Origin of the sequence: Martelella lutilitoris, assembly GCF_005924265.1 — a bacterium.
GTDB classification, from domain to species: Bacteria; Pseudomonadota; Alphaproteobacteria; order Rhizobiales; family Rhizobiaceae; genus Martelella; species Martelella lutilitoris.
Genome location: NZ_VCLB01000003.1, coordinates 441,727 through 467,814, shown reverse-complemented (window position 1 = coordinate 467,814; position 26,088 = coordinate 441,727). Strand labels below are relative to the sequence as shown.

The following is a 26,088-nucleotide window of genomic DNA, read 5'->3' as shown; positions in this document are numbered from 1 at the left end:
GAGTGTCCGCATGCACAGGCAACAACACAAGTCGTCATTGGCCGCCCGGGAGCGCATGGCTCAAGCGATCGATCGGACAAGCATGCCGAAAAGATCGCGTGGGTCGTCGGGATCGGCCAGCAGGTCGAGCGGTTGCGAAAAGCCGGTGCCATCAACCTTCTCCCGCACGTATCGCAGGGCCGAAAAGTCCTCGATCGCGAAGCCGACGCTGTCGAAGAGCGTGACCTGACGCTGATCGCGGCGACCGGCGGCCTCGCCCCGAATGACCTGCCAGAGCTCGGTGACGGGATGGTCCTTGTCGAGTGACTGGATTTCGCCCTCAATCCGGGTCTGCTCGGGGTATTCCACGAAGATGTCGGAACGAAGCAGGATGTCGCGGTGCAGCTCCGTCTTGCCGGGGCAGTCGCCGCCGATTGCGTTGATATGCTGGCCGGCGCCAACCATGTTGTCGGTCAGTATGGTCGCATATTGCTTGTCGGCCGTGCAGGTGGTGATCACATGCGCCCCTTCAACCGCCTGCTCGGCGGATGTGCAGGAGATGACCTCGAAGCCCTGTGCCGTAAGGTTCCTTCTGGCCTTCTCGGTTGCTCTGGCGTCGATATCGTAAAGCCGCAGCGTGTTGATCCCGCAAAGCGCGCGAAACGCCATGGCCTGAAATTCGCATTGCGCGCCGTTGCCGATCATCGCCATCACGCGAGCATCGCGCGGCGCCAGATAGGTCGCTGCCAGTGCCGACGTCGCGGCGGTGCGAAGGGCGGTCAGTACGGTCATTTCACTCAGGAGAACCGGATATCCGTTCGATACCTGGGACAATACGCCGAAAGCTGTCACCGTCTGGTAGCCTGTCCGCGTATTCTTCGGATGGCCGTTAACATATTTGAAGCTGTAGAGCGTCCTGTCTGCGGTCGGCATCAGCTCGATCACGCCGTCAGGCACGTGGGAGGCGACGCGAGGGATCTTGTCAAAGTCGGGCCAACGCCTGAAATCGGCCTCGATGAAGGCGGCAAGCTCCTTCAGGAAGGTCTCGATGCCGACGTGATGCGTGAGCCGCATCATGTTCTCGACCGAGACGAAGGGCACATAGGCCAGTTCAGAAGGGGAGACGGTCATCAGCAGGCACTCCTTGTCATGCGGCCAGCACGCGACGCCCGAAGAGGCTGGCGGTCAGATCGCAAGACAGTTTCTCGGTCTTATAGCGTTCGTCAAGGACGGCTTGCGTTCGACAAGGTCGAGCGAGGAGACGAGCCCGCTGTTGCACAGCGTCTGCAGGATCAGTTGAGCCTTTGCTCGGCCGGGGACGACGGTGCGGACCACTGGTGTAATTGACGGGTGAAGGGAGTCGCCCTGGTCAAAACGGCTTTTCTTGCGGATCAAACGGCTTGCCCGAAATGATCGCGCGCAGCTGGGGCGCGATCTGGGGCGCTGCGGCGAGGCAGGGGCGGCGGCCTGCGGCGAGCCTGTCGGCAAAGGGGTCCTCGGCGACGCCGCCGGCCTCCCGGACGAGAAGCAGGCCGGCAACACAGTCCCAGGCACTGAGTTCGGGTTCGTAGAAGCCGAGATAGCTGCCTTGGGCCACATGGGCGAGGCTCAACGCCGCAGACCCGTTGCGCATGAAGCTGCCGCCGTTTTCGAGGACGTCCGTGATGATCCTGCCGACTGCGCCTGCATGGCTTCTGGAGCCGGGTCCGATAGCGATGGTTCCGCCTGAAAACGGAGTATTCGTGTTGACGGAAATGGGTTGGTCATCGCGCCAGGCGCCTTTGCCTTCCTCTGCCCAGTAAAGCGTTTTGGTCACGGGGTGTGCGACAAGCGCCAGAACCGTGCGGCCGGCCTCGGCAAGGGCGATCACCACAGACCAGCTATCGAGACCATTGAGAAAGGGGCTGGTGCCGTCGATTGGATCGATGATCCAGCAGAACGCGCTGCTGCCGGCGGCCATGCCGTGCTCTTCGCCCAGAAGTCCGTCATCGGGAAAGAGCGCTGCAATTTCCGCCCGGATGAACTCTTCCACCGACCGGTCCGCGATGGAAACCAGATCCTGATCGCTCTGTTTCGTCTCGACCACAAGGCTCTTGCAGCGGCCGTAGAAGTCGAGCGCCCGGGCGCTGGCCGCGTTGATAATGGACTTGGCGGCGGCAAGCCTTTCGGCGCGGTCGATCGAAGAGGGCATCGTCATGGGAATGCGGCGTCTTTTCAGGTTGTTTGGCAGAGGTGCTGGCGGGACGGTATTTCAGAGCGGCGGTCGAGCCTGTCCGCGAGGTTTAGGTGGGGTGAGAGCGGTCGATCCGCGCTTGACCAGATGGACGTCGACGACGACGGGCAGGGCGGTTGTGTCCGGTTCGCTGATCCGCGCAAGCAGGCCGTTGACCGCGGCATCGGCCGTGCGCACCGGATCCTGCCGGACAGTTGTCAGGTCGTAAGCCAGCCAGCCGGCCTCGGGAATGTCGTCGCAGGCAACAAGCTTGAGGTCGCCGGGAATGGATAGGGCGCTCAGATGGCGGATGGTGTCGATGAAGCCGAGCGCCAGATAGTCATTGGCGCAATAGACGCCATCGACGTCGATGGTGTCAGCGAGAAAGGCATCAGCGGCCGCGCGTCCGCCTTCATAATTCGGCAGGTCGCCGAAATACTCGTCGGCGATCTCGATGCCGAGCCGCTCGCATGCGCGCCAGAAGGCGGAGCGGCGCAGGCCGATCGAATGCGAGCTGCGCCGCTGGCTTGCCAGCGCCACGCGCCGGCATCCGGCATCAAAAAGCGCGTGCGCGGCCAGTTCGCCGGCGGTTTCCGTGTCCATCGAAACGTTCAGCACGGTATCGGAAACGGGTCGCTTGTTGATCAGAACCAGCGGCACGCCGTGATCGGCGCATTGACGGGCGATCTCGGCGGGGGAGGCGTCATCGGTGACAATCGCGCCGGCGACATTGTAGTGCAGCATCATGTCGATATGGCGGGCAACCTTGCCGCCGCGCTCGGTCGGCAGCAGAAGCGGACGATAGCCGGAGGCGACAAGGCTTGTCCCGAGTTCGGCCAGCAACTGCGCCCGAAACGGGTTGTCGATGTCGGAAACCACGAGCCCGACGAGGTTGGAGCGCTGGTGGGACAGGCTCCGCGCGAGGAAGTTGACGCGATAGCCAAGCGTGGCGGCGGCTTCAAGCACCTTCTCGCGCGTTTGCGGAGCGACGCTGGCGCCGGGCGTGAAGGTGCGCGAGACGGCGGAGCGGTGGACGCCGGCAAGCCGGGCGACATCCTCGGCCGTCGGCGCCCGTGTGGGTCGGGTTTCATCGGCCATTGGCAATCCGCCGACGAAGCGCCGCCGCGAGAAGGTCGGCCCGATCGAGATTGATCAACGGCGGGGCGATCTCGACAATCCGGTCGAAGATTGCGGGATCGTCGCCGAAATACTGCATCATCGGGGTGATCCCTTTCGCAAGGCATTGGGGGGCAAGGCGCGCATAATCCGGATAATGGATCTCGGCAAGCTGCGGCGCCAGATGGCCTTGCATCTCCTCCACACCTTGATAGCGTCCGGCGCTGGCCTTGATATTGGCATCGGGGGCGACCTGGCGCATCGCTTCCTGCAGAGACGGGTTCTCCGACCAGAAGAAACAGTCGCCAAGAAAATTCCGCGCGCGCACGAAATCGACCAGAACCTGCGCATCGACGGTCTTGTTCTCGATATAAAGCCGCGCCCCGTATGATCTGGCAAGGGCGATCATCTCATCAAGGGTCGGTATGGTTTCCGCCGCATAAAAGGGCGAGAACCAGGCGCCGGCGCTCAACGCCTTCAATTCGGCCAGCGTCCGCGCCCTGACCGCGCCGGTTCCGCTGGTGGTGCGTTCCAGCGTTTCGTCATGAATGACCACGATTGCGCCGTCGGCGCTCATATGCACGTCGATCTCGACGAAATGCGCGCCCTGATCGAAGCTCAACCGCGCTGCGGCCAGCGTGTTTTCGGGCGCGAAATGATTGGCGCCGCGATGGCAGACGATCTGTGTCGCAAGACCATCAAAGCGGTCGAAGCCGCGCATCAGTTCGGGCTGGTTGGTGCAAATGCCGAGCACCGGCAGTTTCATCAGCGCGTCCAGCACGGGTTTGCGCTCCTCGTGCCAGAGCACAACGCCCAGCCCCTCGTCCTTCGCGCGCTCAAGAAGCGCTGTGTCGACCTGGCGCTCAGGGCGTTCGCCACCGCCTTTCTCCCAGCAGAGATGAATGATGTCGGCCCGGGTCTCGTCGGCGCGCGCAAACGGATCCGCGCCAAGCGGCACCAGGGTCGCCAGAGGAAAGGGACAGCCTGCATCGGCAAGTGAGCGGATCTCATCGACGTTGAAGCTGCCGAGCGCGACGCGGGCAAAGCTTCGCTCAAGTAGATGGCGCCAGACAATGCGGCCCGCGCCGGCGGCCTTGAGCTCGATATAGAGCGCCTGATCGAGTCCTGCGGCAAGATCAAGCGTCTCGTCGAGGCTCGGAATATCCGGTGCAAGGTCGCGCAGGGTTTGAAAGTCGAGATCGGCGATGGCTCGGTCGATGCCGGCGATGCGCGTCAGGCCGGCGTCATGCGCGATCACCGGCACGTCGTCGGCCGTCAACTGCACGTCGACTTCCCACATTTCCGCGCCCAGTTGGGAAGCGACGCGAAAGGCGGAAAGCGTGTTCTCCGGGGCATGGGCCGAAGCGCCGCGATGGGCGATGCAGGCGGGTTCGCCGGTCGCGAAGGGCCATGGGATGGTCTTTTCCGCGCGCCTTATCATATGGAAGCACCGGCGGCATCGAAGGCCAGCAGTTTCTCGGTCTCAAGACCCCAGGCGACGCTATCGCCAATCTTGACGTCGCCGCGCACCGGTTGGATGGAGCGCAGCACCGTCTTGTCGCCCAGCTTGATGTCGAACAGCATTTCGCGGCCCTGCGGTTCGACGAAGCTGACGGCGCCGGTCACGGTGTCGGGATGATTGCCGCCGAAATGCTCCGGCCTGATGCCGAGAGCAATCCGCTCGCCTTGTGTGCGGCGGGCTAGCCGCTTCGGCAGCGGCAGGCGGATCGCGTCGTCTGTCGTCAGAGCGCCATCGTCAATGCGTCCCTCGGCAAAGACGATCGGCGGATTGCCGAGGAAGCCGGCGACGAAACGGTTCACGGGCGCCTCATAAAGCGCGGTCGGGCGGTCGAGCTGGAGGATTTTGCCCTTGTCCATGATGGCGACCCGGTCGCACATCGACATCGCCTCGACCTGGTCATGGGTGACCAGAATGGCGGTAATGCCGGTCTCCAGCTGGATGCGGCGGATTTCCGAACGCATTTCGAGGCGCAGCTTGGCGTCGAGATTGGCAAGCGGCTCGTCGAGCAGCAGCACGTTCGGACGGCGCACGATGGCGCGGGCCAGGGCGACGCGTTGCTGCTGACCGCCGGAAAGCTGGCCCGGTTTGCGCTCCAGCAGATTGTCGATATGGGCAAGGCCTGCGATTGCCTCGACCTCGCGCTTGATGTCGGCCTTGTTCATGCGCCTGACGCTTAGCGGGAAAGCGATATTGTCGAACACGGACATGTGCGGATAGAGCGCGTAGTTCTGGAAGACGACGCCGACATTGCGCTTCTGGCTCGGAAGCGTCGAGACATCCTTGTCGCCGAACAGGATCTTGCCCTTGTTGATGCGGTGAATGCCGCAGACGGCGAAGAGCGTGGTCGACTTGCCGCAACCGGAGGGGCCGAGCAGGGCCATCATCTCGCCGGAGCGGACAGTGAGGTTCAGGTCTTCGATCACCGGCGTGCCGTCGAAGGATTTGGTGAAATTGGAAAGAGAGACTTGCATCAGCCTTTGGTGCCTCCACTGAAGATGTTCATCAGCGGCTTCTGGAAGAGCACGAAGAGAACGATGACCGGCAGGGTGTAGAAAAGCCCGACCGACTTGAAGAGATTGAAATTGTAGGTGATCGAATCCGGGTCGGAGACCGCCTCGAGATAGACAGAGAGCACTTCGATCTGGGCTGCCGGTGCGAGAATGCGCGGCAGCAGATATTCGCTCCAGCCGTCGATGAAGACGAAGATGGAAAGCGCCATCAGGCCGGGCTTGACCTGCGGCAGGATCAGCCGCCACCAGACGGTGAACCGGCTGGCGCCGTCCTGGACGCCGGCCATCTCGATCTCCCAGGGCACGGAATCGTAAAACCCCTTCATGATCCAGATGCCGAGCGGCAGCATCAGGCTGGCCTTGACCAGAATGACGCCGATCAGCGTGTTGTAGAGCCCGGCATATTGCAGCACGAGAAACACGCCGATGAGCAGCGTCACGGTCGGAAAGGCGTGCATCACCATCAGCGATGACAGGAAGAACCGGCGGAACGGCAGGTTGAGCCGCGAAACCGCATAACCGGCCGTCGTCGAGACGCCGAGCACGATCGCGACCAAGCTGACGGTGAACAGGAAGGTGTTGAGCGTCGGCTCCCAGACATTGCCGGTAACATCCGGGTTCCACAGAAACCGCCAGTGCTGCAGCGTGAATTCGTCCGGCAGGAACGAACCCGGCGCCGAATTGGAGAAGGTATCGACCACGAGGAAAAGATACATGATCGCCAGCGGCGCGCTGAACAGCGCGAGGATGAAAATGACGGGCCAGAGGGCATGGTTCTTGGTCATTCTAGAACTCGATCTTCGGTTTGCTGACCAGTTCGTTGAACCTGAACAGGCGCAGATAGAGGATGGAGAGGACGAGGCCGACAATGACGAGAATGAGCGCCATGGCCGCGCCGAGACCGTATTGCAGATTGCCGGTATAGTTGTTGAGGGCGGTGTGGAAGGCCTCCAGCGACCAGACGGTGGTGGTGCTTCCCGGTCCGCCATTCGTGGTCAGCCAGATCAGTTCATAGGAGGAAAGCAGCGATAGCGTCTGGTAGGAGGTGACGAACAGGATCGGCCAGCGCATCTGCGGCAGGATGATCCGCGTCACCTGTTGCCAGCGGTTTGCGCCGTCGACCTCGCTCGACCAGAGCTGCTGGATGGGGATCGCCCTCAGCGCGCCGGAAAACAGGATCATGCCGAAGGATGCGCCGACGAAACCGTTGACGAGGATCACCGTCGCCCAGGCGGTCGGCACGGAGCCTTTCATGTAGTTGAAGGCGGGAAGCCCGAGGTCCTTCGCGGCAACATACAGAAAGCCATTCTCCCAGGTGAACCATTTCCACATGATGGCGTAGAGCACGACCGGCGTGATGCGCGGCAGAAGCCAGAGCACATTGAAAAAGCCGCCGGTGCGTTGCGGCAGGTAGAAGACCGCGATGGCGAGAAACAGGCCGACGAAGACGTTGAAGGCCAGCGTGGCGCAGACGTAGAACACGGTATTGGCGACAAGCTTCAGCGTGTCGGCGCGGGTGAGAAGATCGATGAAATTGTCGGTCGTCCAGGTCCAACCGGTGTAGGACGCAGTGGCGATCGCGCCCAGATCGGTCCGGGTGGCGTTCGGCAGGAAGGATTGCAGGGCGGCTTCGAACTGGCCGCGATCGGAATAGCGCGTGTTGATCACCGAGCGTTCGAAGGGTTCGGTTGCAAGTTTCAGGTCGCGGATGCGCCGCGGCCGCGAGGGCAGGGATTTCAGATCGTCCTCGAAGGCGGAGGAGGCAGAATAGGTTCTGCCGGAAAGCCGGTCCTCGATTTCGGCGAGAAAGCCGGGCTCGATATCGGTCGTCTTCGCCGCGGCAAGGGTCTCGGTGTTGACCGCATAGCTCTTCTCGCCGAGGCCGGCACGTAGTTTCGCGTCGAGGTCGGTAGCCTCAAGCTTGCGCAGGACGGTTTCGGTGACGACATAGGCGCCGCCCGAAATGCCTGTGGATGTGCTCATATTGGTAAAGGCGAAGATGCCGGTCAGCGTTGCCGGCAACAGGAAGAAGGCCGCCAGCAGCAAAGCTGCCGGGGTCATCAGCAAGAGGCCCAAACCACTGGCTCTGTTGGTCATGTTCATGGATCCATCACGGGAGAAGTCCCCGGAGCCGGCTGGCGGCTCCGGGGCATGTCAATCAGCGTATGATGATTGTGTCGCCGAGCTGGCCGGTGACTTCGCTTTCGACATTGTTGACCGCATCCTCGACCGAGGTCGTGCCGGTCCAGGAGGATTCGAGCCCGGAATACATGGCCTTCCAGACAACGCCGAAATCGATGTCGTTCGGAACCGCCGTGGCATAGGGCAGAAGCTCGGTGGTGGCGATGCTGCTCCACCGGTCATTGGCAAAGACCGGAACTTGTGCTTCGGCCGAGCCGATGGCGACCTTGCCGGACTTGACGGCATGGAGCGCGGCAATGCGCGGTTCGGTAGCGATCGTGATCAGTTCGGACGCGATAACGGCGTCGTCATCGGTGCCGGTGGTGGACATGAGATAGACCAGCGGGTGGCTGATCGTGTTGGCGCGGCCGCGCTCATTGCCGGCGGGGATCAGGCTGTACTGGATCTGGCCGAAGAAGTCTTCGAGGCCCCATTTGGCTTCCCATTCGGCCTTGTGCCAGGTGCCGCCGTGCCAGATGCCGACCTGGTCGCTGGAAACGGCCTGATGCCAGTCGTCCCAGGTCGAGCCGAGATGGGTGGAGGAGACAACGCCCATATCGGCGGCGTCGACGAAGAACTGGTACATGTCGGTGAGCGCCTGACGATACAGCACGATCTTGCCGGTTTCCGGATCGACCATTTCGCCGCCGAAGCTGACATAGAACTGCCAGTAGTCAGTGCCGTTGTTGACGCGCGGCATGAAGCCGCGGCGCTCGGCGACGACGCCCTTGTCCTGCATCGCCTTGGCATCGTCCAGCATGTCGTAGAGCGTGTATTCGCCGTTCTGAACGCGCTGCGGCAGGGCGTCGATGTCCTCTTGCGAATAGCCGATTTCCGCCAGATGCGCGCGGGAGAAGAAGAACGGACGGGCTTCCGCATCCTGCGGCAGGCCCCAGACGACGCCGTCATAGCTGGCGATGTCGATCAGGTTCGGATAGATCTGGTTGAGCGGCCAGGCGTCGAAATCGACATAGTCCTCGACAGGACGCAGCAGGCCCGAGCGCGACCAGGGGCCGATATCCTCGTGGCCGGAGACGATAATGTTCGGCGCATTGCCGGCCTCGGCGGCGAGCGTAACGGCCTGCTTGAAGTCGTCCCAGCCCGTCCATTCCTGATGCTCGATGGTGATGTTCACATCCTGGCCCGTCACCGCGTATTCGCGTTCCAGAATGTCCGCGGCCATCTGGATTGCTTCCCAGCGGTAGCTGCCGGTCTCGCCGGTGCCGCCGGACCAGACGGTGATGGTATAATCTTCGGCCAGGGCGCCGGAAGCGAAGCCCAGTGCCAGTACGGAGCCCATAAGGGCGGTTTTGGTTGTCTTGAGTATGCTCACGGGAAGCCCCTTCATCTCGTTGCGGCATGCATCATTGCACGCGCGTGCAATCAATAAGGGGATCGTGTGTCCGGCGCTTGAAACTTATATTACCGTTTTGTGTAGGCCGGCCGGTCAGGCTGAAAGCGAGGCCGCCGGACCTCCTGAAGACACGAGGCTGGCAACCGGAGCAAGGCAGGTTTTGCGCCCGAATTGAACCCGGTCGAAAACACCCGGCAATTCATGCGCGACAAGCTTCCGGTTTTCCGCATTTTTCTGGCGGCCGCGGCGCAGAACGCCGCGGCCAATATGGCAGAGGGCCTGAGGCCTACATCAGCCCCAGCAGGCGCGGCAGGCCGGTGGTGAGCGCCGGAATATAGGTGATCATCAACAGCGCGATCATCAGCGTGATGAAGAACGGCAGGAGCGGCTTTGCCACCTTTTCGATGCTCACGCCGCCAATGCTGCAGCCGACGAACAGGACCGAGCCCACCGGCGGCGTCATCGAACCGATGCCGAGGTTGAAGATCATCATCAGGCCGAACTGGACCGGATCCATGCCGACTTCCCGCGCGATCGGCAGGAAGATCGGGGTGAAGATCAGCACTGCCGGGGTCAGGTCCATGAAGAAGCCGATGATCAGCAGGCAGATATTCATGATCAGCAGGATCACGATCGGGTTCTTGAAGGTCAAAAGCGCATCGGCGATCGCATCCGGTATGCCTGTGATTGTCATCACATAGGACATCACCCCGGAGGCGGCGATCAGGAACAGGATGACGGCGCTGGTGATCATCGAGCTTTTCAGCACATCGACATATTCGCGCCAGGTCGCGAGCCGGTAGATCAGCGACAGGACGAAGGAATAGAGGACGGCAACAGCCGCGCCCTCGGTTGCCGTGAAGGCGCCGATGACGATGCCGCCGATCACGACCACTACCATCAATAGCGGCGGCAGGGCCTGCCAGACGATCTTCACGGCTTCGCCGAGGCCGGGGATTTCCGAGACCGGAAACTTCCGCCGCTTGGCGATGATACCGGCGACGATCATCACCGAGAGGCCCATCAGCAGGCCGGGTACATAGCCGCCGATGAAGAGGGCGGAGATCGAGGTGCCGCCGGAGACCAGTGAAAACAGGATCAGCGGGCCGCTCGGCGGGATCAGGATGCCGGAGGGCGCCGAGGCGATGTTGACGGCGGCGGAGAAGGTCGGGTCATAGCCCTCCTTCTTCTGCAGCGGCGCCATGGTGCCGCCGACGGCGGCGGCCGCGGCGATGGCCGAGCCCGAGATCGAGCCGAACAGCATGTTGGCGATCACGTTGGTATGGGCAAGCGAGCCCGGCAGGCGTCCGCCGATCAGCTTGGCGAGATTGACCAGCCGGATGGCGATGCCGCCCTTGTTCATGATGTTGCCGGCGAGGATGAAGAAGGGGATTGCCAGCAGCGTGAACGAATCGACGCCTGCAAACATCTTCTGCGTCGCGACGAAGAAGGCGACGCTGGGCGGCAGGAAGAACAGGCCGGTCAGGATCGATGACACCGCGATCGCGACCGAAATGGCAATGCCCTGGGCCAGCATCAGGAAGAACAGGCCGAAGAGCAGGATGGACGCGAAAACGGTTTCGTCCACATAGTCGAAGATAAAGTCCATGTCAGAGGCTCCCGACCGGCTTGAGCGATACCTGCTTGCTGTCGCGGATGAGAATGATCATGTTCAGCAACTGAAGGATGAAGATCAGCACGGCGGCGATCGGCATGATCAGGTAGACGTCGCCGATGGGGATGCGCATGATCGGCGAAAACTGCGTCATCGATGACGTAACGGCCTTGATGCCGCCAAGGAAAAGGATGAACGCGGCAAACAGCAGAACCACAGTGTCGTTGATCAGCATCAGGATCAGTTTCTTGCGGCCTCTCAGCGCATCGACTGCAAAGACAAGCGAGAGATGCTGGCGCGTGCCGAAGGCATAGGCCGATCCGAGAAAGGCCATCCAGATCATCATGAAGCGGAGAAGTTCTTCGGTGTAGAGCGCCGGAGAGGCGAGCACGTAGCGGGTGAACACCTGCCACAGCATCAGTCCGGCCATGATCGCAAGCATTGCGGAGGTCAGGTAAAGCAGGACGCTTTCCAGAGCATGTTTTGTTTTGTCTATCATGGATGTCCTCCATGTCCCATATGACAGCGGCGGACCGTTGTCGTTCGGGACTGTTCTTATGGCGCGGCCGCAAAGGTATCCTCCCTGCGCGGTCGCTTTGATGATATCATGCATCATGAAAAAAGATTGCGCCATATGAAAGAATATTTCATAGTGTGGCAAATGGAGTGATGCAGATGAAAAAGGAAAGCAGGCGACTTCGGCTGAGCGATCTGGCGCGCTATTGCGGCGTCTCGCCATCCACCGCGTCGAGGGCGCTGTCGGGAACGCCGGGGGTTCGTCCGGAGCTGAGGGAAAAGATCCTGCGGGCGGCCAAGTCCCAGAACTATCACGTTCCCATGTCGATTGCGGGCATGAAAGTCATCGTCGCGGCCAGCGCCAGCGCCATGCTCGACTATCAGCGCAACCAGTTCACCGCCTTTGTGCTGGAAGGCATGCGCGAACGGGCCGAGGTTCTCGGCCTTTCGCTCTCGACGAAGGCGATTTCGAACGCGGACGACGAGCGCCGCATGCTGGACGAGGCGGCCGATGATCCCGAAATCGCCGGTGTGCTGATGCTGACCATCGATGAGGATGAGATGCTGGTGCCGGCGCGCGCGTTCCGCAAGCCCGTTCTGCTGGTCAATGGCGACGACCCGCTGATGCGGCTGTCGAGCATCGCGCCGCACAATCGCGCGGCCGCAGCGCTTGCCACGCGCTACCTGAAATCGCTCGGTCATTCGCGCATCCTGTTTCTCGCCCGCCCCGGCCGGCGCACCATCCTGCGGCGCCTCGAAGGCTGGCGCGACGAGATCGAGACGATCGAGGGCGTCCACTGGCGCGATCTCGTGGTCGATGCGACCGACTGGACGCCGGAGGCCGCGATCGAGGCGATGCGCCGCCATGTCGGGGAAAAGGGCAACGCGTTCACGGCCGTTCTCGCGGCCGGCGACAGCCTTGCGGCCGGCGCCATTTTCGGCCTGCGCGAGCTTGGCCTGTCGGTTCCCGACGATGTTTCGGTGATGGGGATAGACGGCCTGCCGCAAAGCGACTTCCTCGATCCGCCGCTGACCACGGTTCAGATCCCGATGCAGGAGATGGGAGCGGCGGCGCTAGACATGATGCGCGACCTTCTTGACAACGAACCCTTCCTGTCGCGCCGCACGGAACTGTCCTGTTCGCTGACCGAACGCGGGTCGACGGCGCGTGCGAAGGTCGGCGAGGACTGAGGCCATAAGAACGCGCCGGCGGACGCGGAGAGCCCCGCCCGCCGGCATTTTTAGAACCGCCTAGTCGAAGCGGCGGATTGTGCCCTCGATCGTCCAGTCGGCGGGATCGAGGCTGCGCCCCTCCGCCGCAATCGTGCCATCCGGTGCGAAGGCGACCTTGCCATAATCCGGATCGTCGACGGTGATGGTCCCGTCTTCGGCAAGGGCGTAGGTCAAGGCTTCGAAACGCTGACGGAAGCCGGCAAGCCCGCCTTCGACCTCTCCGCTGTCGGCCAGCCGGAACAGCCATGCGGTCGTGCGGCCGGTCTGGCGGATTTCCATGCCGGCGGTCGGGCCGGTCTCGATCGGCTCGAGAGGGGCCGTTCCGCGGACCATGACAAACCCGTCATCCGAACGCGCGCAGGCAAGATGGGGCGCTGCGATGGTTTCGTCGAAAGCCCGTGCGGGGAACCAGATATGGCTGAAATCCGGTTGTCCCTCATGGGTTTCGAACAGAACCACGGCCAGATTGCGGTACTGGTGAACACGCGGCAGCGCGCCGCAACCGCCCCAGTAGGAGGGCCTGCCGAAACCGCAATGGATCACCTCGCCGGGATGGTTCACCCAGATCTGCGCATCGGGATTGCGGCCGATCCGCAATTGCAGCACGGTTTCCTGATAGCCCCATTCGCCCCAGCGATAGCGGGCAAGCGAGCCCATCGCCGTTTCCGCGGTCTTGTAGTGGTAGAGGTGGGCAAACCGGTTTTCGCCCTGCGAGAAGGTCCATTCCTGGCGTGCGCCACCGGCAAGCCGGGCCGTGTCACGATCGCTTTCGGGGATCGCGAGGCCGAAATCCCGCAGGCACAGAAGGAATTGCGGCAGCGTCTGGAAGGTGCGGCCGTAATTCCCGCGCCCCCAGAGAACGCGGGCGATTGCAGACAGTTCGCTGGTGCGTGCGGCCATCAGCGTGTGCTCGTAGGAGCGGCCCTGGGCGGCAGTCAGCGTGCCATGGTGGGCGGACGCTGCAACCACCGAGATCAGCCGCAGGATCGCCTTGCCGGCGCGGGCGCGAATATCCTCGTCATGGGCCAGGGCGTAGAGCGTCGTCAGGCCCTTGAGGTCGATCGGGAAATAGGGAACCGAGTTGAATTCGGCCATTTCCCATTTTTCGAAATGGTCGAACCAGTCCCTCAGCCGTGCCGCGCCACGTGCGGATTGTTCGGCCCCCGTCACATTGGCGCGAACGAACGTCTTGTCCGCATGAAAATGCCCGGCCAGATAGGCGGCGGTGTGGAACAGCAGCGCGTGGTTTTCCGAATAGTACCACTGCACGTCATTGCCGGGCTCGTCCAGCCAGTAGCGGAAGTTGAGCGTTGCGGCGTCGATCCGTGCGCGGATATCTTCCGAAAGAAGATCGCCGTAGCGGATACGTCCGAACAGCAGCGGAACCAGATGGAAATCGGCGCAGTCGTGGCAGTTCTCGATCTTCGGCAGCGAAACGGAAATCATTGCCTCGGTGCGGGCATCGCCCTGGCCAAGCCCAAGCCGCGCCAGCGCCGAGATCGCATCCGCATAGCCATTCTCGGCGACATGGCGGAGCGCCTCGTCGATACGGGCGTCGAGGCTTTCGGGCGGCTCGCCCTGGTCTTCGCAGCGTGCGATCTCGACCGTGAACGGCCGCGAAAGCGTCAGGCCGCCGGCGCTGAGGCGCACGTCGAAATGGCGAAAGTCGCTGTGAAACGACGACACGTCGCCGACGACCAGTCGCGCGGAACCGGCGGGCAGGCGGGTCGTAAATGTGTCGTGCTCTTCGGCGAGAAAATCGCCCGCGACCATGATTTCGACATCGAGGTCGCTGCTGACGGTCTGCGGGCAATGAAAGGCGACGGTTCCCGAGGAATAGGCCGGCTGCTCGAAATGCATGGTGTCCAGCATGTTTTCGATTTCGTCGGCAAGTCCGCTTTCGCAGGGGACGTCGAGAGAAACAGCGGCTTCCGGCCCGTCGCAGTAGTCGAGTTCGAAGAAGTAGCGAGCGTCGCGTTCGGCAAGATCATCGAAGAACACGGCAATCTCGTTGAGACCCGCCTTCAGTTCGACGTCGAAGACCTGATCGGTTTCGAAATTGCGCTGGTAGACGCTCATGAAACCCGCCTCTTCGCCATTGACGAAGAGAATTGCGCCGCCGCAGCAACTGAGCTTCAGCCGTGCCGTTCCGGCGGTTTTAGCCTCGATGCGCGTTTCCGCCCAGGCGGAAACCGCGGTGGCGCGGAACCAGAAGCCGGAGAGGTCGACGCGCGGCGAGCCGAACGGCGTCCAGATGCGACCGGGCCCCTGCTTTTCGACGACGACCGGGCGCTTGCCGCGCCGTTCGCTGACGAACTGCGTGCGGCAGGGATATTCGTGCGGGATGAAGTTCTTTTCCTTGGTAAGGAAGAACTGCGCATCCATATGGCCCGACATGGTGGTGTCGGGCACGTTGTATTCCGTTTCCGCGATCGCCGATACGTGCCAGTAGCAGACCGGCGAACCGTTGGTCAGCGGCCGGCGCATCGCGCCGTCTTGTGCATTTTGGGCCATCACAGCAAATCTTTCACGGCAACGGGTGTCACATCATTATAGGCCTTGTTTTCCCCTGTCATGCCCCAGACGAAGCAATAGGGACCGGTGCCTGCGCCCATGTGGATCGACCAGGCCGGCGACAGGATGGCCTGGCGGTCGGCGACCACGATATTGCGCACCTGCTTCGGCTCGCCCATGAAATGCATGACCCGGTCCTCGGGCGCCATGTTGAAATAGACATAGGCTTCCATGCGGCGTTCGTGGACATGCGGCGGCTCGGTGTTCCAGATGCTGCCGGGCGCAGGCTCGGTAATGCCCATCAAAAGCAGGCAGCTCGGCGAGACTTCCGGGTGGATATACATGCGCAGCGTGCGCTTGTTGGCATGCGCCTCGTCGCCCATGGTGACGGGTTTGGAATCGGCCTGACGGATGAGCGCCGACGGCACGGCATAGCCGGCGGGCACCGAGTTCATGTAGAATGCCGCCGGCGCGGCGGCGTTCTCGGAGGCGAGCCGGACGGATTTGGTATCGCGACCGACATAGACGATATCGCGATGCTCGACCGTGTAGACCGTCTCGTCGACCGTCACGGTTCCCGTGCCGCCGAGATTGACGATGCCCATCTCGCGCGCATCGAAGAAGCCGGGCGTGCCGACAGCGGCGCCGTCGGCGATTTCGGCTTCGCCGTCCACCGCCAGAAAGCCGCCGATGATCATCCGGTCGACATGGGTGTAGACCATCTGCAGCTTGTCGGCGACGAACAGGTTGTCGATGAGGAATTCCTCCCGCAGGCGTTCGTTGCTGTAGCCGCGAACGTCTTTCGGGGAAACGGAATAGCGTGTGTCTTCAAACATTATTCTTCCTCCGCTTTGGCAATGTTGAGGGCTTCGACCAAGAGCAGCAGGGCCATGGACTGGCCATAGCCGGTCGGCTGGATCGGAATGTCCTTGTAGAACTGGAGATCGTGGCCCATGCGGGTGCCATAGGACACATTGTCGACGATGCCGTCCTCGCCGATATTGTCGAGCGTGACGGCGAGCGCCTTCAGGCCCGCTTCGCGCCAGCTTTCCGGGCCGATGCCGAGCCGCGCGCCTTTCAAAAGTGCATAGCCGATGGCGGCGGTGGCGGAGATTTCCTCATAGGAAGACGGATCGTCAACAAGCGTGTGCCACGCGCCGCTTGCCGCCTGATAGCCGATCAGCGTTTCAAGCTGGGCCTTCACCACTTCCGTCAGGAAGCGCTTGGTGGCCTCATCGAGTTCGGCAAGTTCGAGAAGGTCGAGAACGCCGGCGGAAATCCAGGAATTGCCGCGTGCCCAGCGGGCGCGGGCGAAATTGTGGTTGCCGTCAAAGGTCCAGCCGTGGAACCACAGCCCGGTTTCCGGCTCCGCCAGATAATGCGTATGCACCAGAAACTGGAAGGCGGCCTCGCTCACAAGGTCGCGACGTCCCGCGCCCTCGCCATAGCTCGCCAAAAACAGCGCCACCATGAACAGCGTGTCGTCCCACAGTTCGTCGTCATTGATCTTGTCCGACACATTGTGCTGGAAACCGCCGCAGCGCGTGCGCGGCATTTCGGTCAGGATCTTGTCCGCCCAGTCCTTCATCGGGGCTTCCCAGCGCGGATCGCGGGTTTCGCGCCACAGCAGGGACAAAGCGAGAAGCGGCGCGGTGGTGTTGACGTTTTGCGGCGGCAGGCCCTTTTCGATATGGGCGGAATACCAGTCCTCGAGCAGGGTCTTCACATCGGCATCGCCGGTCTTCAGCCACATCTGGGCGAGGCCGTAGAGCCCGACGCCTTGCGGCCATTCCCAGGCGTTGAAGCTGACATAGTCGCCGGCCGTCCCGTCGAGATTCGGTTCGTTGAACTTCCCTTCATCCCGCAGTGACTTCAGGCCCGCGACCAGGAGCTCGATCTTCTGTTTCAGTTGCTTTTTGGAAAGCACGGCTTTTCCTCCGCTGCATGATTGTTATGGCAGTAATATGCATCATGAAAAATGTTTGCGAAATATGAAAGAAAATTTCATATAAGTTTGTTTGATGCGCGGCCCTTTGCAACGGCCAATACACAAAAGCGGCCGCGCATATGCGCAGCCGCCCTGTTCAGATTCGCTTCTGCAGATGCTTCAGCTCGCCGGCGATCGGCAGGCCGCAAGCCTCAGCGGGCGAGCCAGCCCCCGTCGACCGCAATGGTATAGCCGTTGACATAGGAGGAGGCGTCGCTGGCAAGGAAGACCACCGGTCCGGCAAGATCGCGCGGAAGCCCCCAGCGCGCGGCCGGGATGCGGCCAAGGATCTCGTTGCTGCGCTCTTCGTCGGCCCTGAGCGCCGCGGTGTTGTTGGTGGCCATGTAGCCGGGCGCGATGGCGTTGACGTTGATGCCGTGATGCGCCCATTCATTGGCCATCAGCTTGGTGATGCCCATGACGCCGCTCTTCGAGGCGGTGTAGGAGGGCACCCGGATCCCGCCCTGGAACGACAGCATCGAGGCGACATTGACGATCTTGCCGCCATGCCCCTGTTCGATGAACCGGCGGGCAACGGCCTGCGACAGGAAGAAGACGCTCTTGATGTTGATGTTCATGACGTCGTCCCAGTCCTTCTCGGAGAAGTCGACGGCGTCTTCGCGGCGGATAATCCCGGCATTGTTGACCAGAATATCGACTTTTCCGAATTCACGGACGGCCGTTTCCACGATCTGAGGGATGTCATCCTGCTTCATCAGATTGGCTTCGATCGATACGAAACGGCGCCCAAGCGCCTCGACCTTGGCAATGGTTTCCGTCGGCTCGACGATGTTGACGCCGACAATGTCCGCACCCGCTTCGGCCAGCGCGACAGCCATGCCCTGGCCAAGGCCGGTATCGCAGCCGGTGACGATGGCCGTTTTTCCGGAAAGGTGAAAATCATCGGTGATCATGGGTTTCTTCCAGTCTTTTGATGAGGGGAAACGTTGCGTCAGCAACGTCTGGAAAAGAAAAGGCGCTCCCTGCTTGATGAGACAAGAAGCGCCTTCGCCGTCAAATCCGGGAGGATTTTACTGAGCGTTTTGAATGGCATCGACCAGCTGGCCGATTGCCGGATCCTGTTTGTATTCCTCGATCAGAGGGGCAACCTTTTCCTGGAAAGGCGCCTTGTCGGGGGTCACGATAGTGACGCCCATTTCTTCGATCTGCTGCATGGCCTCGTCGACGGCCTCGTTCCAGACCTTCTTCTGTGCCTGCGTGGCGTTGACCGCGGCTTCCTTGATGATGGCGATCTGTTCGTCCGTCAGCTTGTCCATCGCGGTCTTGGAGATCACCAGGAAGTCGGGAATGCGCAGGTGCTCGTCCAGCGAATAGCATTTGACCACTTCGCCGTGACGGCCGAGCGTCAGCGCCGTCGGGTTGTTTTCGGCGCCGTCGATCACGCCCTGCTGCAGGGCGGTGTAGATTTCGCCGTAGGGCAGGGGCGTGGGAATGCCGCCCATCAGTTCGACCATCCGGATCGAGGTATGCGAGTTGATGACGCGCAGCTTCTGGCCCTTCAGATCGTCCGGCGTCTCGACGCATTGCGACTTGGTGTAGAAGGAGCGAGCGCCGCTGTCGAAATAGGTCAGCCCCATGAAGCCGCTGTCAAGCGAAGCCTGGTAGACCGGATCGACGATCGGTCCGTCCATGACCTTGTAGAAATGCTCCTGGCTGTTGAACAGATAGGGCAGCGTGAAGGCCTGGTAGATCGGGTTGAAGTTTTCCAGATTGGCAGCGCTGACGCGGGTGATATCCACGGCGCCATTCTGCACCTGTTCCAGAACCTCGCGCTCGGAGCCGAGAACGCCGTTCATGTAGAGCCGGATCTTGACCTCGCCGTCGGTCTTTTCCTCGACCTCTTCGGCGAACTGCTCGAGGATCACGCTTGTCGGATGGTCCGCCGCCAGCGCGTCGGCCAGCTTCAGGCGCACGGTGGCGTTGGCTGTTCCCGCCGTAAGCGCGATACCTGCGGCAAAAACCGCCAGCGCGGATGTCGTTATCTTCATTGTCTCACTCCCTGTGGCACATTGTCGTACGCTCACCCGGCGTTCAAAACGCAAGTGAGCGCTTGTGATGGAATTCATTATGCAGAATGAAAATATATTCTCAATATGAAAGAAAATTTCATACAAGCGCGGTCGGACAATCGGGAGATGACAGCGGTCAGGGACCTTTGATCGGCCGGGGCCGCAGAAAAAAAGCCCCGAGCGCGGCTTGCGTGCTCGGGGCGGGGAAGGTGCTGTTCCTTGAGATTGGCTTTTTACTCGGCCTTTGATGCCTCGACCAGGGCGTGGAGCCGCTCATATTCGGCCTTCACGTCCGGCTGGCCTTCCAGCAGTTCGGCTGCGAGCGCGGCAAAGCCTTCTTCCATCTCGGCCTGTTCTTCCGGCGGTAGTTGGGTGATGACGCCGCCGTTTTCGGTCCATGTGGCATAGGAGCGACCGACATTCTCGACGCCCCAGGGGTAGACCGCCTCTTCGGCTATACGACCGGCTTCGATGATGGCGGCCTTGGTCTCTTCGCTCTGCATCTGGAACCAGTCTTCATTGACCACGGTCACGGAGACCACTTCGGCGAAGTGCAGGTCGAGGATATATTTGCCGACGTCGTAATATTTGAACGCGGTGAGGATCGGCACGCCCACCAGCATGCCGTCGAGACCGCCGGACTGGAGCTGCGGGATAACCTCGGAAAGCGCCAGCGGCAGCGGAATGGCGCCGATCTGTTCCATCGGCTCGATCTGCAGTGGCGAGGCGAAGGTGCGGATCTTGAGGCCCTTGACGTCTTCAAGCGTCTTCGCGTCCTCCATGGTGAAGAGCACGGTCGGCGAGTTGTAGATCGCGCCGATCACGCGAAGCCCCTTGTTGAGGAACATGGTTTCGAGATGATCGCGGTATTCCGGGTCGTGCAGCGCCGCATGCACATCTTCCGGCGAGGTGAACAGACCTGGAACGTCGAAGGCCTGGAAGCGCGGATCGACGTTGGACATGAAGGATGTCGGCGTGGTGAAGGCTTCGATCGTGCCCAGAAGCACGCCTTCGGACATGCGCGGGATCGCGCCGAGCTGGGAGGCCGGGTAGATTTCGGTCGTCACCGCGCCGGGCGCGAGCTCGGCCAATTCGTCGGCGAAGACCTTGATCCATTCATGCTGCACGTCGTTGATGGTCGCGGTCGCGAGTTTCATTGTGCTTTGGGCCTGGGCGGAGAGGAATGAACTCACCGCAATGGCGGCGGTGAAGGCCGCGGTCTTGAGGAGGTTGGAGATCATGACAAGTGTCCTTTTTCAGTGAGGTTGGGCAAGGGCTAGAGACAATGCGGGGACATAGGTGATGACGACGAGCGCCAGGATGAGGACCAGAACGAAAGGCGCGACGCCCCGGTAGAGCGTGTGCGCGGGCAGGCCGGTCACTTGCTGCGCGACGAAAATATTCAGGCCAAAGGGCGGGGTGAACATGCCGATGGCCAGATTGACGGTCATGATGATGCCGAAATGGATCGGGTCGATGCCGAGCGATATCGCGATCGGCACCAGAAGCGGCGCGAAGACCAGAATGGCGGAGGTGGGATCGAGGAAGGCGCCGATGGCCAGAAGCAGCAGGTTGACGGCCAGCAGGAAGGTGAAACCGGAGAGCTGCATTGCGTTTATCCAGGCTATGATTGCCTGCGGCACGCCCTGCGTTGTCACGATCCAGGTGATGACGCTTGCCGCAGCGACAAGGATCAAGATCTGGCCGGAGAGAATGGCCGCGCTGCCCGCAGCATTGACGACATCGCGCAGGGTCATGGTGCGATAGACAAAGAGGCCGATCACGATGGCGTAGAAACAGGCAAAGCCGCCCGCCTCGGAAGGGGAAAATACGCCGAGATAAATGCCGCCGAGTACGAAAACCGGCATCAGGATCGCCCAGAACGCGTCCTTCGTCGCCTTGACGGCGGCTGAAAGGGAGAAGGCATGATCCGAAGGGATATCGCGACGGATGGCGTCCACGATCACGAAGAGTGACAGAAGCGCTGCCATGAGAATGGCCGGCAGGATGCCGGCGATGAACAGCCGTGGAATGGATTGTTCGGCGGCCATGCCGTAAAGGATCATGGCAATGCTGGGCGGGATCACGATGTCAATGGCGCCCGATGAGGCCAGAAGACCGCCCGCACGATGCTGGCCGTAGCCTGCGGCAATCAGCTTGGGATAAAGCGTTTTGCCGAGCGCTGCGACGGCAGCGACCGATGATCCCGAGATCGCGCCGAGAGCGGTGGAGGCCGCGACGGTAGAAACGCCGAGGCTGCCGGGGACCCGCCCCACCATCGCCATCGCCCAGGCAATCAGCCTGTTGGCGATGCCGCTGGTACTCATGAGCTGTCCGGCGAAGACGAAGAACGGAATGGCCAGAAGGGCGAAATTGTCCAGCCCGCCGAACATAACCTGCTGCAGCGCCACGGGCGGTATCTTCAGAAAGAACAGCATGGCGACGGCGACCACCGTCATGAAGACGAGGAAGATCGGCGTGCCGATGGCGACGAGTAGAACGGGCAGGACGAGATAGGCAATGATCATGGACGCGCCTCTGGAGCCGGGGCCTTCCGCAACAGGGCCCTGACGTCGAAGATGAGCTTGATGACGCCCGCGACCGTCAATCCGGCGAAGCCGAAGAGAAGGGCTGCGTGCGGAATGGTCATAGGGATGCCGAGCCCCATGCTGGTCACGCCGATCCGCTTGATCTTGGCGATGAAAAGCCAGGACGCATGGGTCGCGAAGCCGCAGGCGAAGATGGCGGCGAGATCATGAAGGATATACCAGACATGCCGGGCGCGCTTCGGCGTATAGAGCGGCAGCAGGTCCACGCTGATATGGGTGCGGGTGAAGAATGACAGCACCGCGGCAATCATCGTGATCCAGATGATCAGGTAGATCATCGCCTCGTCAGCCCCGACGGGGGAGATGCCGAAAAGGTAGCGGCTGCCGGCGTTGAGCACGTTGATGGCGACGACGACAAGAAGCACGATGCCGAGGCCGGTTTTCAGTGCGTGCGTGACGACGCTGCCTGTCCGCACCGGTTTCGTGGGCTCAGCGCTCATGCGCGCTCCTCCAGGATACGGCGGATCGCGACCAGTTTCTGAGCGCGGCTCTTCTGCAGTTCGGCGATCTTTTCGGGCGTATAGTCATAGACGCCGCTGCCCGATTTCAGGCCCAGCGTGCCGGCCGCAATCTTCGCCTTAACCAGGTCCGGCACGTCCTTGCGGTCGGCAAGATCGGCATTGAGGAAGCTCGATACGGAGTTGTAGATGTCGAGCCCGGCCATATCCAGAAGCGCCATCGGGCCGATCACGGCGAGCTTGTAGCCGATCCCCCAGGACACGCAGGTGTCGATATCTTCCGGGTCCACCACGCCCTGTTCGACAAGGTCGATCACTTCGCGCAACAGCGCATAGAGGACGCGGTTTTCGACAAAGCCCGGCACGTCCTTCTTGACGGTTACGGGCAAAAGGCCCAGCGAGCGGATCAGCGTCTTGATCGTCTCGCTGGTCTCGGGCGCGGTCTGCGCCCCGGCGATCACCTCGATCATCGGAATGATGTGCGGCGGGTTCGACCAGTGCATGCCGACCATGCGGCCGGGATTGGAGATGTGCGCCTGAAGGCTGGTGATCGGAATGCCGGACGTGTCGGAGGCGACGATGACGTCGGGACCGATAAGCGCGTCGATCTGGCGATAGACGCCGGCCTTGATGTCGGCCTTTTCCGGAACGTTCTCGATCACCAGATCGGCGCCGGCGACCGCTTCGGCGAGGTCGCTCGTCAGCTTGACCGGGGTATCGCCCGTGGCGGCAATGCCGAGCGTATCGAGCACCTTCTCGGCGGTTGCGATCATGGCGGAGGCGCGGTCCAGCGCTGCCGGCGCGATGTCGTAGGCGGTGACGTCGAGGCCGCCGCGCGCCAGCCGCGCCGCCATGCCCGGCCCCATAGTTCCCAACCCAATGATTGCAATTTTCTTCATGGTCTTCTCTTTCCTGGTTGAGTGATCAGGACCGGACGGACCGGTTCCTGTTGTCTGGGGGTGGAGGCAAACCGATAAGGCGGGAGCTTTGCGGGCCGGCGCCTGTCGCAATGGCGGTAGGGAGGCCACGCGCGGGCGATGACATCAGGCAGATCATGGCATCAGCGTACAAGCCCAGCATCGGCGGCGTCAGCATCGACGTCACGCCAAAGCGGAGGATGGATGAATGCCTGGTTTGCGGGCAGGGGCGGCAGCGAGGGCCGCAAGCAGCGCGCCGGCTGCGAAAGTTCTGAATTTCATTTTCGTTCACCTCTGTGTTTTGCGACCGGACCGGCGTTTTCGCTTCTTGTCCTTCGGTCGTTGGTTCTAGTGGGTCATGTCTGGCTGGCCTTGATGAGGTCTGCCGCTTTCTCGGCGATCATGATGACGGCGGCGTTGATGTTGCCGCAGGGCAGATCCGGCATCACCGAGGCGTCGACGACGCGAAGCCCGGTGACGCCGCGCACCTTCAGTTCGGGATCGACGACGGACGCCTCGTCCGCGCCCATGCGGCAGGTGCCGGCAGGGTGATGCACGGTGATCGAGGTCTTGCGGATATGCTCGTCGATCTCCTCGTCGCTCTGGCATTTGGCGCCGGGGAAGAACTCGGTTTCGATAAAGCTGGCCATGGCGGGCTGGGCGGCGAGCGTGCGCCCGACGCGGAAGCCGGCGCGCAGCGATTTCCAGTCGTTTTCGGCGGCAAGAAAGTTCTGGTGGATGAGCGGTGCGGCGAGGGGATCGGCGGAGGCAAGCTTGACGGAGCCCCGGCTTTCGGGCTGCACCGCGACGATGCGGGTGGCAAAGCCATCGCGAAACGGCTGCTTGAACGGCTTGAGCCACGGCCATGCCGCCAGCGGTGCCGCGGTGAACAGGAGCTGGATGTCGGGGAGCGGCCGGCTTTCATCGCTCTTCAGGAAAGCCACGACGCCGCCGGGCACGTCGCCGGAAAATCCCTTTCCGGTCAGATAGGTCCTGGCGAAGTCAATCGCGATCCGGTCGGCGCGCATCTTGTGCAGGAAGGGGCCGGGCGTCTTGCGGTGATGCATGATCAGCACCGAGACATGATCCTGCAGGTTCTTGCCGACGGCGGGAATGTTGACCCGGGTCTCAATCCCCTGCGCCTGCAATTCCTCGCCCGCGCCGATACCCGAGATCATCATCAGTTGCGGCGTGTTGATGACGCCGCCGGAAAGCAGCACTTCGCGCTTTGCGATGATGCGGCGCTCGCTGCCCTTGTGGTCGAAGACAAGGCCGGTGGCGCGGCTGCCCTCGAAGGTGATGTGTTTCGCCATGGCCTGGGTCAGAACGGTGAGGTTCTGCCGTTTCATCGCTGGCCGCAGATAGGCGTTGGCGGTGGAGGCGCGGCGACCCTTGTCGATGGTCATCTGCAGACGGCTGAACCCTTCCTGGGTTTCGCCGTTGTAATCCTCGGTCTGGGCGTAGCCGGCCTGGCGGCTGGCTTCAGCCACGGCGTCCGTCAGCGGGTCCTGGTAGCGGCAGCGTTGTGTCGAAACCGGGCCCGAGCCGCCGCGAAACGCCGTTTCCCCGCCTTCCCAGCTTTCCGTCTTCTTGAAATAGGGCAGGGTCTTTTCATAGGACCATTCTGTCAGCCCCGATGCCGCCCAGCGGTCGTAATCGCCGCGATTGCCGCGCACATAGGCCATGGCATTGGTGGACGACGAGCCGCCGATCACCTTGCCGCGGGCGCATTCCACGGCGCGGCCGCCGACATTGTCCTCCGGCTCGCAGAAATACATCCAGTCATGACGCCGTTCGGTGAGGATCTTGCCCCAGCCGAGCGGGATATGGATCATCGGATCGCGGTCCCAGCCGCCGGCTTCCAGCAGCAGGACGGTCACGGAGGGGTCTTCGGTCAGCCGATTGGCCAGCACGCAGCCCGCGGAGCCGGCTCCGACGATGACGTAGTCATAGGTTTCAGCGTGCGACATGGCGTTCTTCCTTGCAATCGGCGCGATCCGTCTAGCGTATGTTGAGGAGCGGAAGGCGCAGAGGCCAAAAGCCCGCGCCTTCCGCCTGCGTTTCTCAGTCGAGGTCTTCGGCCAGGCCCTTGTGGCGGACGGCCGCCGACCAGTGGTCCCAGCCGCGGTTGATCTGCGCGCCGACGAGATTGCCTGCGGCCTCGAGTTCGCCATCGGTCATGAACTTGATCTTGCCGATCTGAAGGCCAAGCGTATAGGCCTTGGCTTCCTGTTCCATATAAAAGGCGCGGAAGGTCGTCTGCCGGATCGAGTTGCCGACATTCACGACGCCGTGACGGGCCATGATCACGGCAGCCGACTGGCCGAGGCTTTCGGCGATTTCGGCGCAGACTTCGGGACTGCCGCCGAACAGGTCGGTGTTTTCGCCCTGCTTGTCGCGGATTTCATAGACCGGCACGGATTCGCCGAGGAAGGCGCCCATATGGGTGACCGGACGCAGCGGCGTATCGATAAAGCAGAAGGGCAGAACGGCGGGCGAATGCGTGTGCAGAACGCACATCACATCCGGCCGGGCCTTGTAGATCTCGCTGTGGATATAGCGCTCCAGATAAGACGGGCGGTTGTCCGTCGTCTCGCCATCGAGCGTCAGGGTCTGGATGTCGGAGGGCGTGATCGTGTTGGGCGCCAGCTTCTGCGGCAGCAGGAACTGATCCGGGTTTTCCGGGTCACGGGCGCTGATATGGCCAAAGACATCCATGATGCCCTCATTCACCAGAATGCGGGTGGCCATCACCAGTTCCTGGATCGCGGTTTCGCGCGCCGTTTTTTTATCAGACATTGTTCAGGTCTCCTCTGGAAGGGCGGTCGTCCCGGC

Annotated in this window: 22 protein-coding genes and 1 pseudogene; 1 reads left to right on the top strand and 22 read right to left on the bottom strand. The window is 62.0% G+C overall.

Annotated features, from left to right (window positions below):
- Positions 1-60: 60 nt before the first annotated feature.
- From FF124_RS07180 to FF124_RS07130, 11 genes and pseudogenes are all read right to left on the bottom strand, one after another.
- A complete protein-coding gene (locus tag FF124_RS07180) occupies positions 61-1,110 on the bottom strand; it encodes an ornithine cyclodeaminase (protein WP_425462512.1) in 1,050 nt (349 codons plus the stop codon).
- A gap of 238 nt (positions 1,111-1,348) precedes the next feature.
- A complete protein-coding gene (locus tag FF124_RS07170) occupies positions 1,349-2,176 on the bottom strand; it encodes an inositol monophosphatase family protein (RefSeq protein WP_138747793.1) in 828 nt (275 codons plus the stop codon).
- Between the two features lie 54 nt (positions 2,177-2,230).
- A complete protein-coding gene (locus tag FF124_RS07165; protein ID WP_138747792.1) occupies positions 2,231-3,289 on the bottom strand; it encodes a LacI family DNA-binding transcriptional regulator in 1,059 nt (352 codons plus the stop codon).
- Positions 3,279-4,028: a glycerophosphodiester phosphodiesterase family protein gene (locus tag FF124_RS21015; protein WP_425462515.1), complete on the bottom strand. Its 750-nt coding sequence runs from the start codon at positions 4,026-4,028 to the stop codon at positions 3,279-3,281. The genes FF124_RS07165 and FF124_RS21015 overlap by 11 nt, the downstream gene beginning before the upstream one ends.
- Positions 4,023-4,748 (bottom strand): annotated as a pseudogene (locus FF124_RS21010) (glycerophosphodiester phosphodiesterase); the annotation flags it as partial. The pseudogene FF124_RS21010 and the gene FF124_RS21015, both read right to left, overlap by 6 nt.
- Positions 4,745-5,800, bottom strand: a complete 1,056-nt coding sequence (locus FF124_RS07155; protein WP_138747791.1) for an ABC transporter ATP-binding protein — start codon at positions 5,798-5,800, stop codon at positions 4,745-4,747. The gene FF124_RS07155 and the pseudogene FF124_RS21010, both read right to left, overlap by 4 nt.
- Entirely contained in the window at positions 5,800-6,624 is an 825-nt protein-coding gene (locus tag FF124_RS07150; protein WP_138747790.1) for a carbohydrate ABC transporter permease, read from the bottom strand. The genes FF124_RS07155 and FF124_RS07150 overlap by 1 nt, the downstream gene beginning before the upstream one ends.
- Before the next feature lies 1 nt (position 6,625).
- Entirely contained in the window at positions 6,626-7,936 is a 1,311-nt protein-coding gene (locus FF124_RS07145; RefSeq protein WP_246072255.1) for a carbohydrate ABC transporter permease, read from the bottom strand.
- A 61-nt stretch (positions 7,937-7,997) separates the two neighbouring features.
- Entirely contained in the window at positions 7,998-9,353 is a 1,356-nt protein-coding gene (locus FF124_RS07140) for an ABC transporter substrate-binding protein (RefSeq protein ID WP_138747788.1), read from the bottom strand.
- Positions 9,354-9,660: 307 nt separating this feature from the next.
- Positions 9,661-10,983 carry a TRAP transporter large permease gene (locus FF124_RS07135; protein WP_138747787.1) on the bottom strand — a complete coding sequence of 441 codons (1,323 nt, stop codon included), beginning with the start codon at positions 10,981-10,983 and terminating at the stop codon, positions 9,661-9,663.
- 1 nt (position 10,984) lies between these two features.
- Positions 10,985-11,488, bottom strand: coding sequence for a TRAP transporter small permease (locus FF124_RS07130; RefSeq protein ID WP_187326843.1), 504 nt, complete (start codon positions 11,486-11,488; stop codon positions 10,985-10,987).
- Between the two features lie 167 nt (positions 11,489-11,655).
- Here FF124_RS07130 and FF124_RS07125 point away from each other — a divergent pair, with 167 nt between their 5' ends.
- Complete coding sequence (locus FF124_RS07125) at positions 11,656-12,696, top strand: LacI family DNA-binding transcriptional regulator (protein ID WP_138747785.1); 1,041 nt, start codon at positions 11,656-11,658, stop codon at positions 12,694-12,696.
- Positions 12,697-12,756: 60 nt separating this feature from the next.
- Here FF124_RS07125 and FF124_RS07120 read toward each other — a convergent pair whose 3' ends face one another.
- The 11 genes from FF124_RS07120 to FF124_RS07070 form a co-directional block, all read right to left on the bottom strand.
- Positions 12,757-15,252, bottom strand: a complete 2,496-nt coding sequence (locus FF124_RS07120; RefSeq protein ID WP_246072253.1) for a hypothetical protein — start codon at positions 15,250-15,252, stop codon at positions 12,757-12,759.
- Positions 15,252-16,088 carry a 5-dehydro-4-deoxy-D-glucuronate isomerase gene (kduI, locus tag FF124_RS07115; RefSeq protein ID WP_138747784.1) on the bottom strand — a complete coding sequence of 279 codons (837 nt, stop codon included), beginning with the start codon at positions 16,086-16,088 and terminating at the stop codon, positions 15,252-15,254. Before kduI ends, FF124_RS07120 begins: the two co-directional genes overlap by 1 nt.
- On the bottom strand, positions 16,088-17,179 hold the full coding sequence (gene bglB / locus FF124_RS07110) for a beta-galactosidase BglB (protein WP_138747783.1): 1,092 nt from the start codon (positions 17,177-17,179) through the stop codon (positions 16,088-16,090). Before bglB ends, kduI begins: the two co-directional genes overlap by 1 nt.
- 212 nt (positions 17,180-17,391) lie before the next feature.
- A complete protein-coding gene (gene kduD / locus FF124_RS07105; protein WP_138747782.1) occupies positions 17,392-18,153 on the bottom strand; it encodes a 2-dehydro-3-deoxy-D-gluconate 5-dehydrogenase KduD in 762 nt (253 codons plus the stop codon).
- A 117-nt stretch (positions 18,154-18,270) separates the two neighbouring features.
- Positions 18,271-19,248 carry a TRAP transporter substrate-binding protein gene (locus tag FF124_RS07100; protein WP_187326842.1) on the bottom strand — a complete coding sequence of 326 codons (978 nt, stop codon included), beginning with the start codon at positions 19,246-19,248 and terminating at the stop codon, positions 18,271-18,273.
- A gap of 254 nt (positions 19,249-19,502) precedes the next feature.
- Positions 19,503-20,510 (bottom strand): TRAP transporter substrate-binding protein, encoded by a 1,008-nt coding sequence (locus FF124_RS07095; protein WP_138747780.1) that lies wholly within the window; start codon positions 20,508-20,510, stop codon positions 19,503-19,505.
- 15 nt (positions 20,511-20,525) lie between these two features.
- Positions 20,526-21,797, bottom strand: a complete 1,272-nt coding sequence (locus tag FF124_RS07090) for a TRAP transporter large permease (protein ID WP_138747779.1) — start codon at positions 21,795-21,797, stop codon at positions 20,526-20,528.
- Positions 21,794-22,318 (bottom strand): TRAP transporter small permease, encoded by a 525-nt coding sequence (locus FF124_RS07085; protein ID WP_138747778.1) that lies wholly within the window; start codon positions 22,316-22,318, stop codon positions 21,794-21,796. The genes FF124_RS07090 and FF124_RS07085 overlap by 4 nt, the downstream gene beginning before the upstream one ends.
- Positions 22,315-23,235 carry a 5-formyl-3-hydroxy-2-methylpyridine 4-carboxylate 5-dehydrogenase gene (gene fhmpcd1, locus FF124_RS07080; protein ID WP_138747777.1) on the bottom strand — a complete coding sequence of 307 codons (921 nt, stop codon included), beginning with the start codon at positions 23,233-23,235 and terminating at the stop codon, positions 22,315-22,317. The genes FF124_RS07085 and fhmpcd1 overlap by 4 nt, the downstream gene beginning before the upstream one ends.
- Positions 23,236-23,609: 374 nt before the next feature.
- Positions 23,610-25,223, bottom strand: a complete 1,614-nt coding sequence (locus FF124_RS07075) for a GMC family oxidoreductase (protein WP_138747776.1) — start codon at positions 25,221-25,223, stop codon at positions 23,610-23,612.
- 94 nt (positions 25,224-25,317) lie between these two features.
- A complete protein-coding gene (locus tag FF124_RS07070; RefSeq protein WP_138747775.1) occupies positions 25,318-26,052 on the bottom strand; it encodes a class II aldolase/adducin family protein in 735 nt (244 codons plus the stop codon).
- Positions 26,053-26,088: the final 36 nt, after the last annotated feature.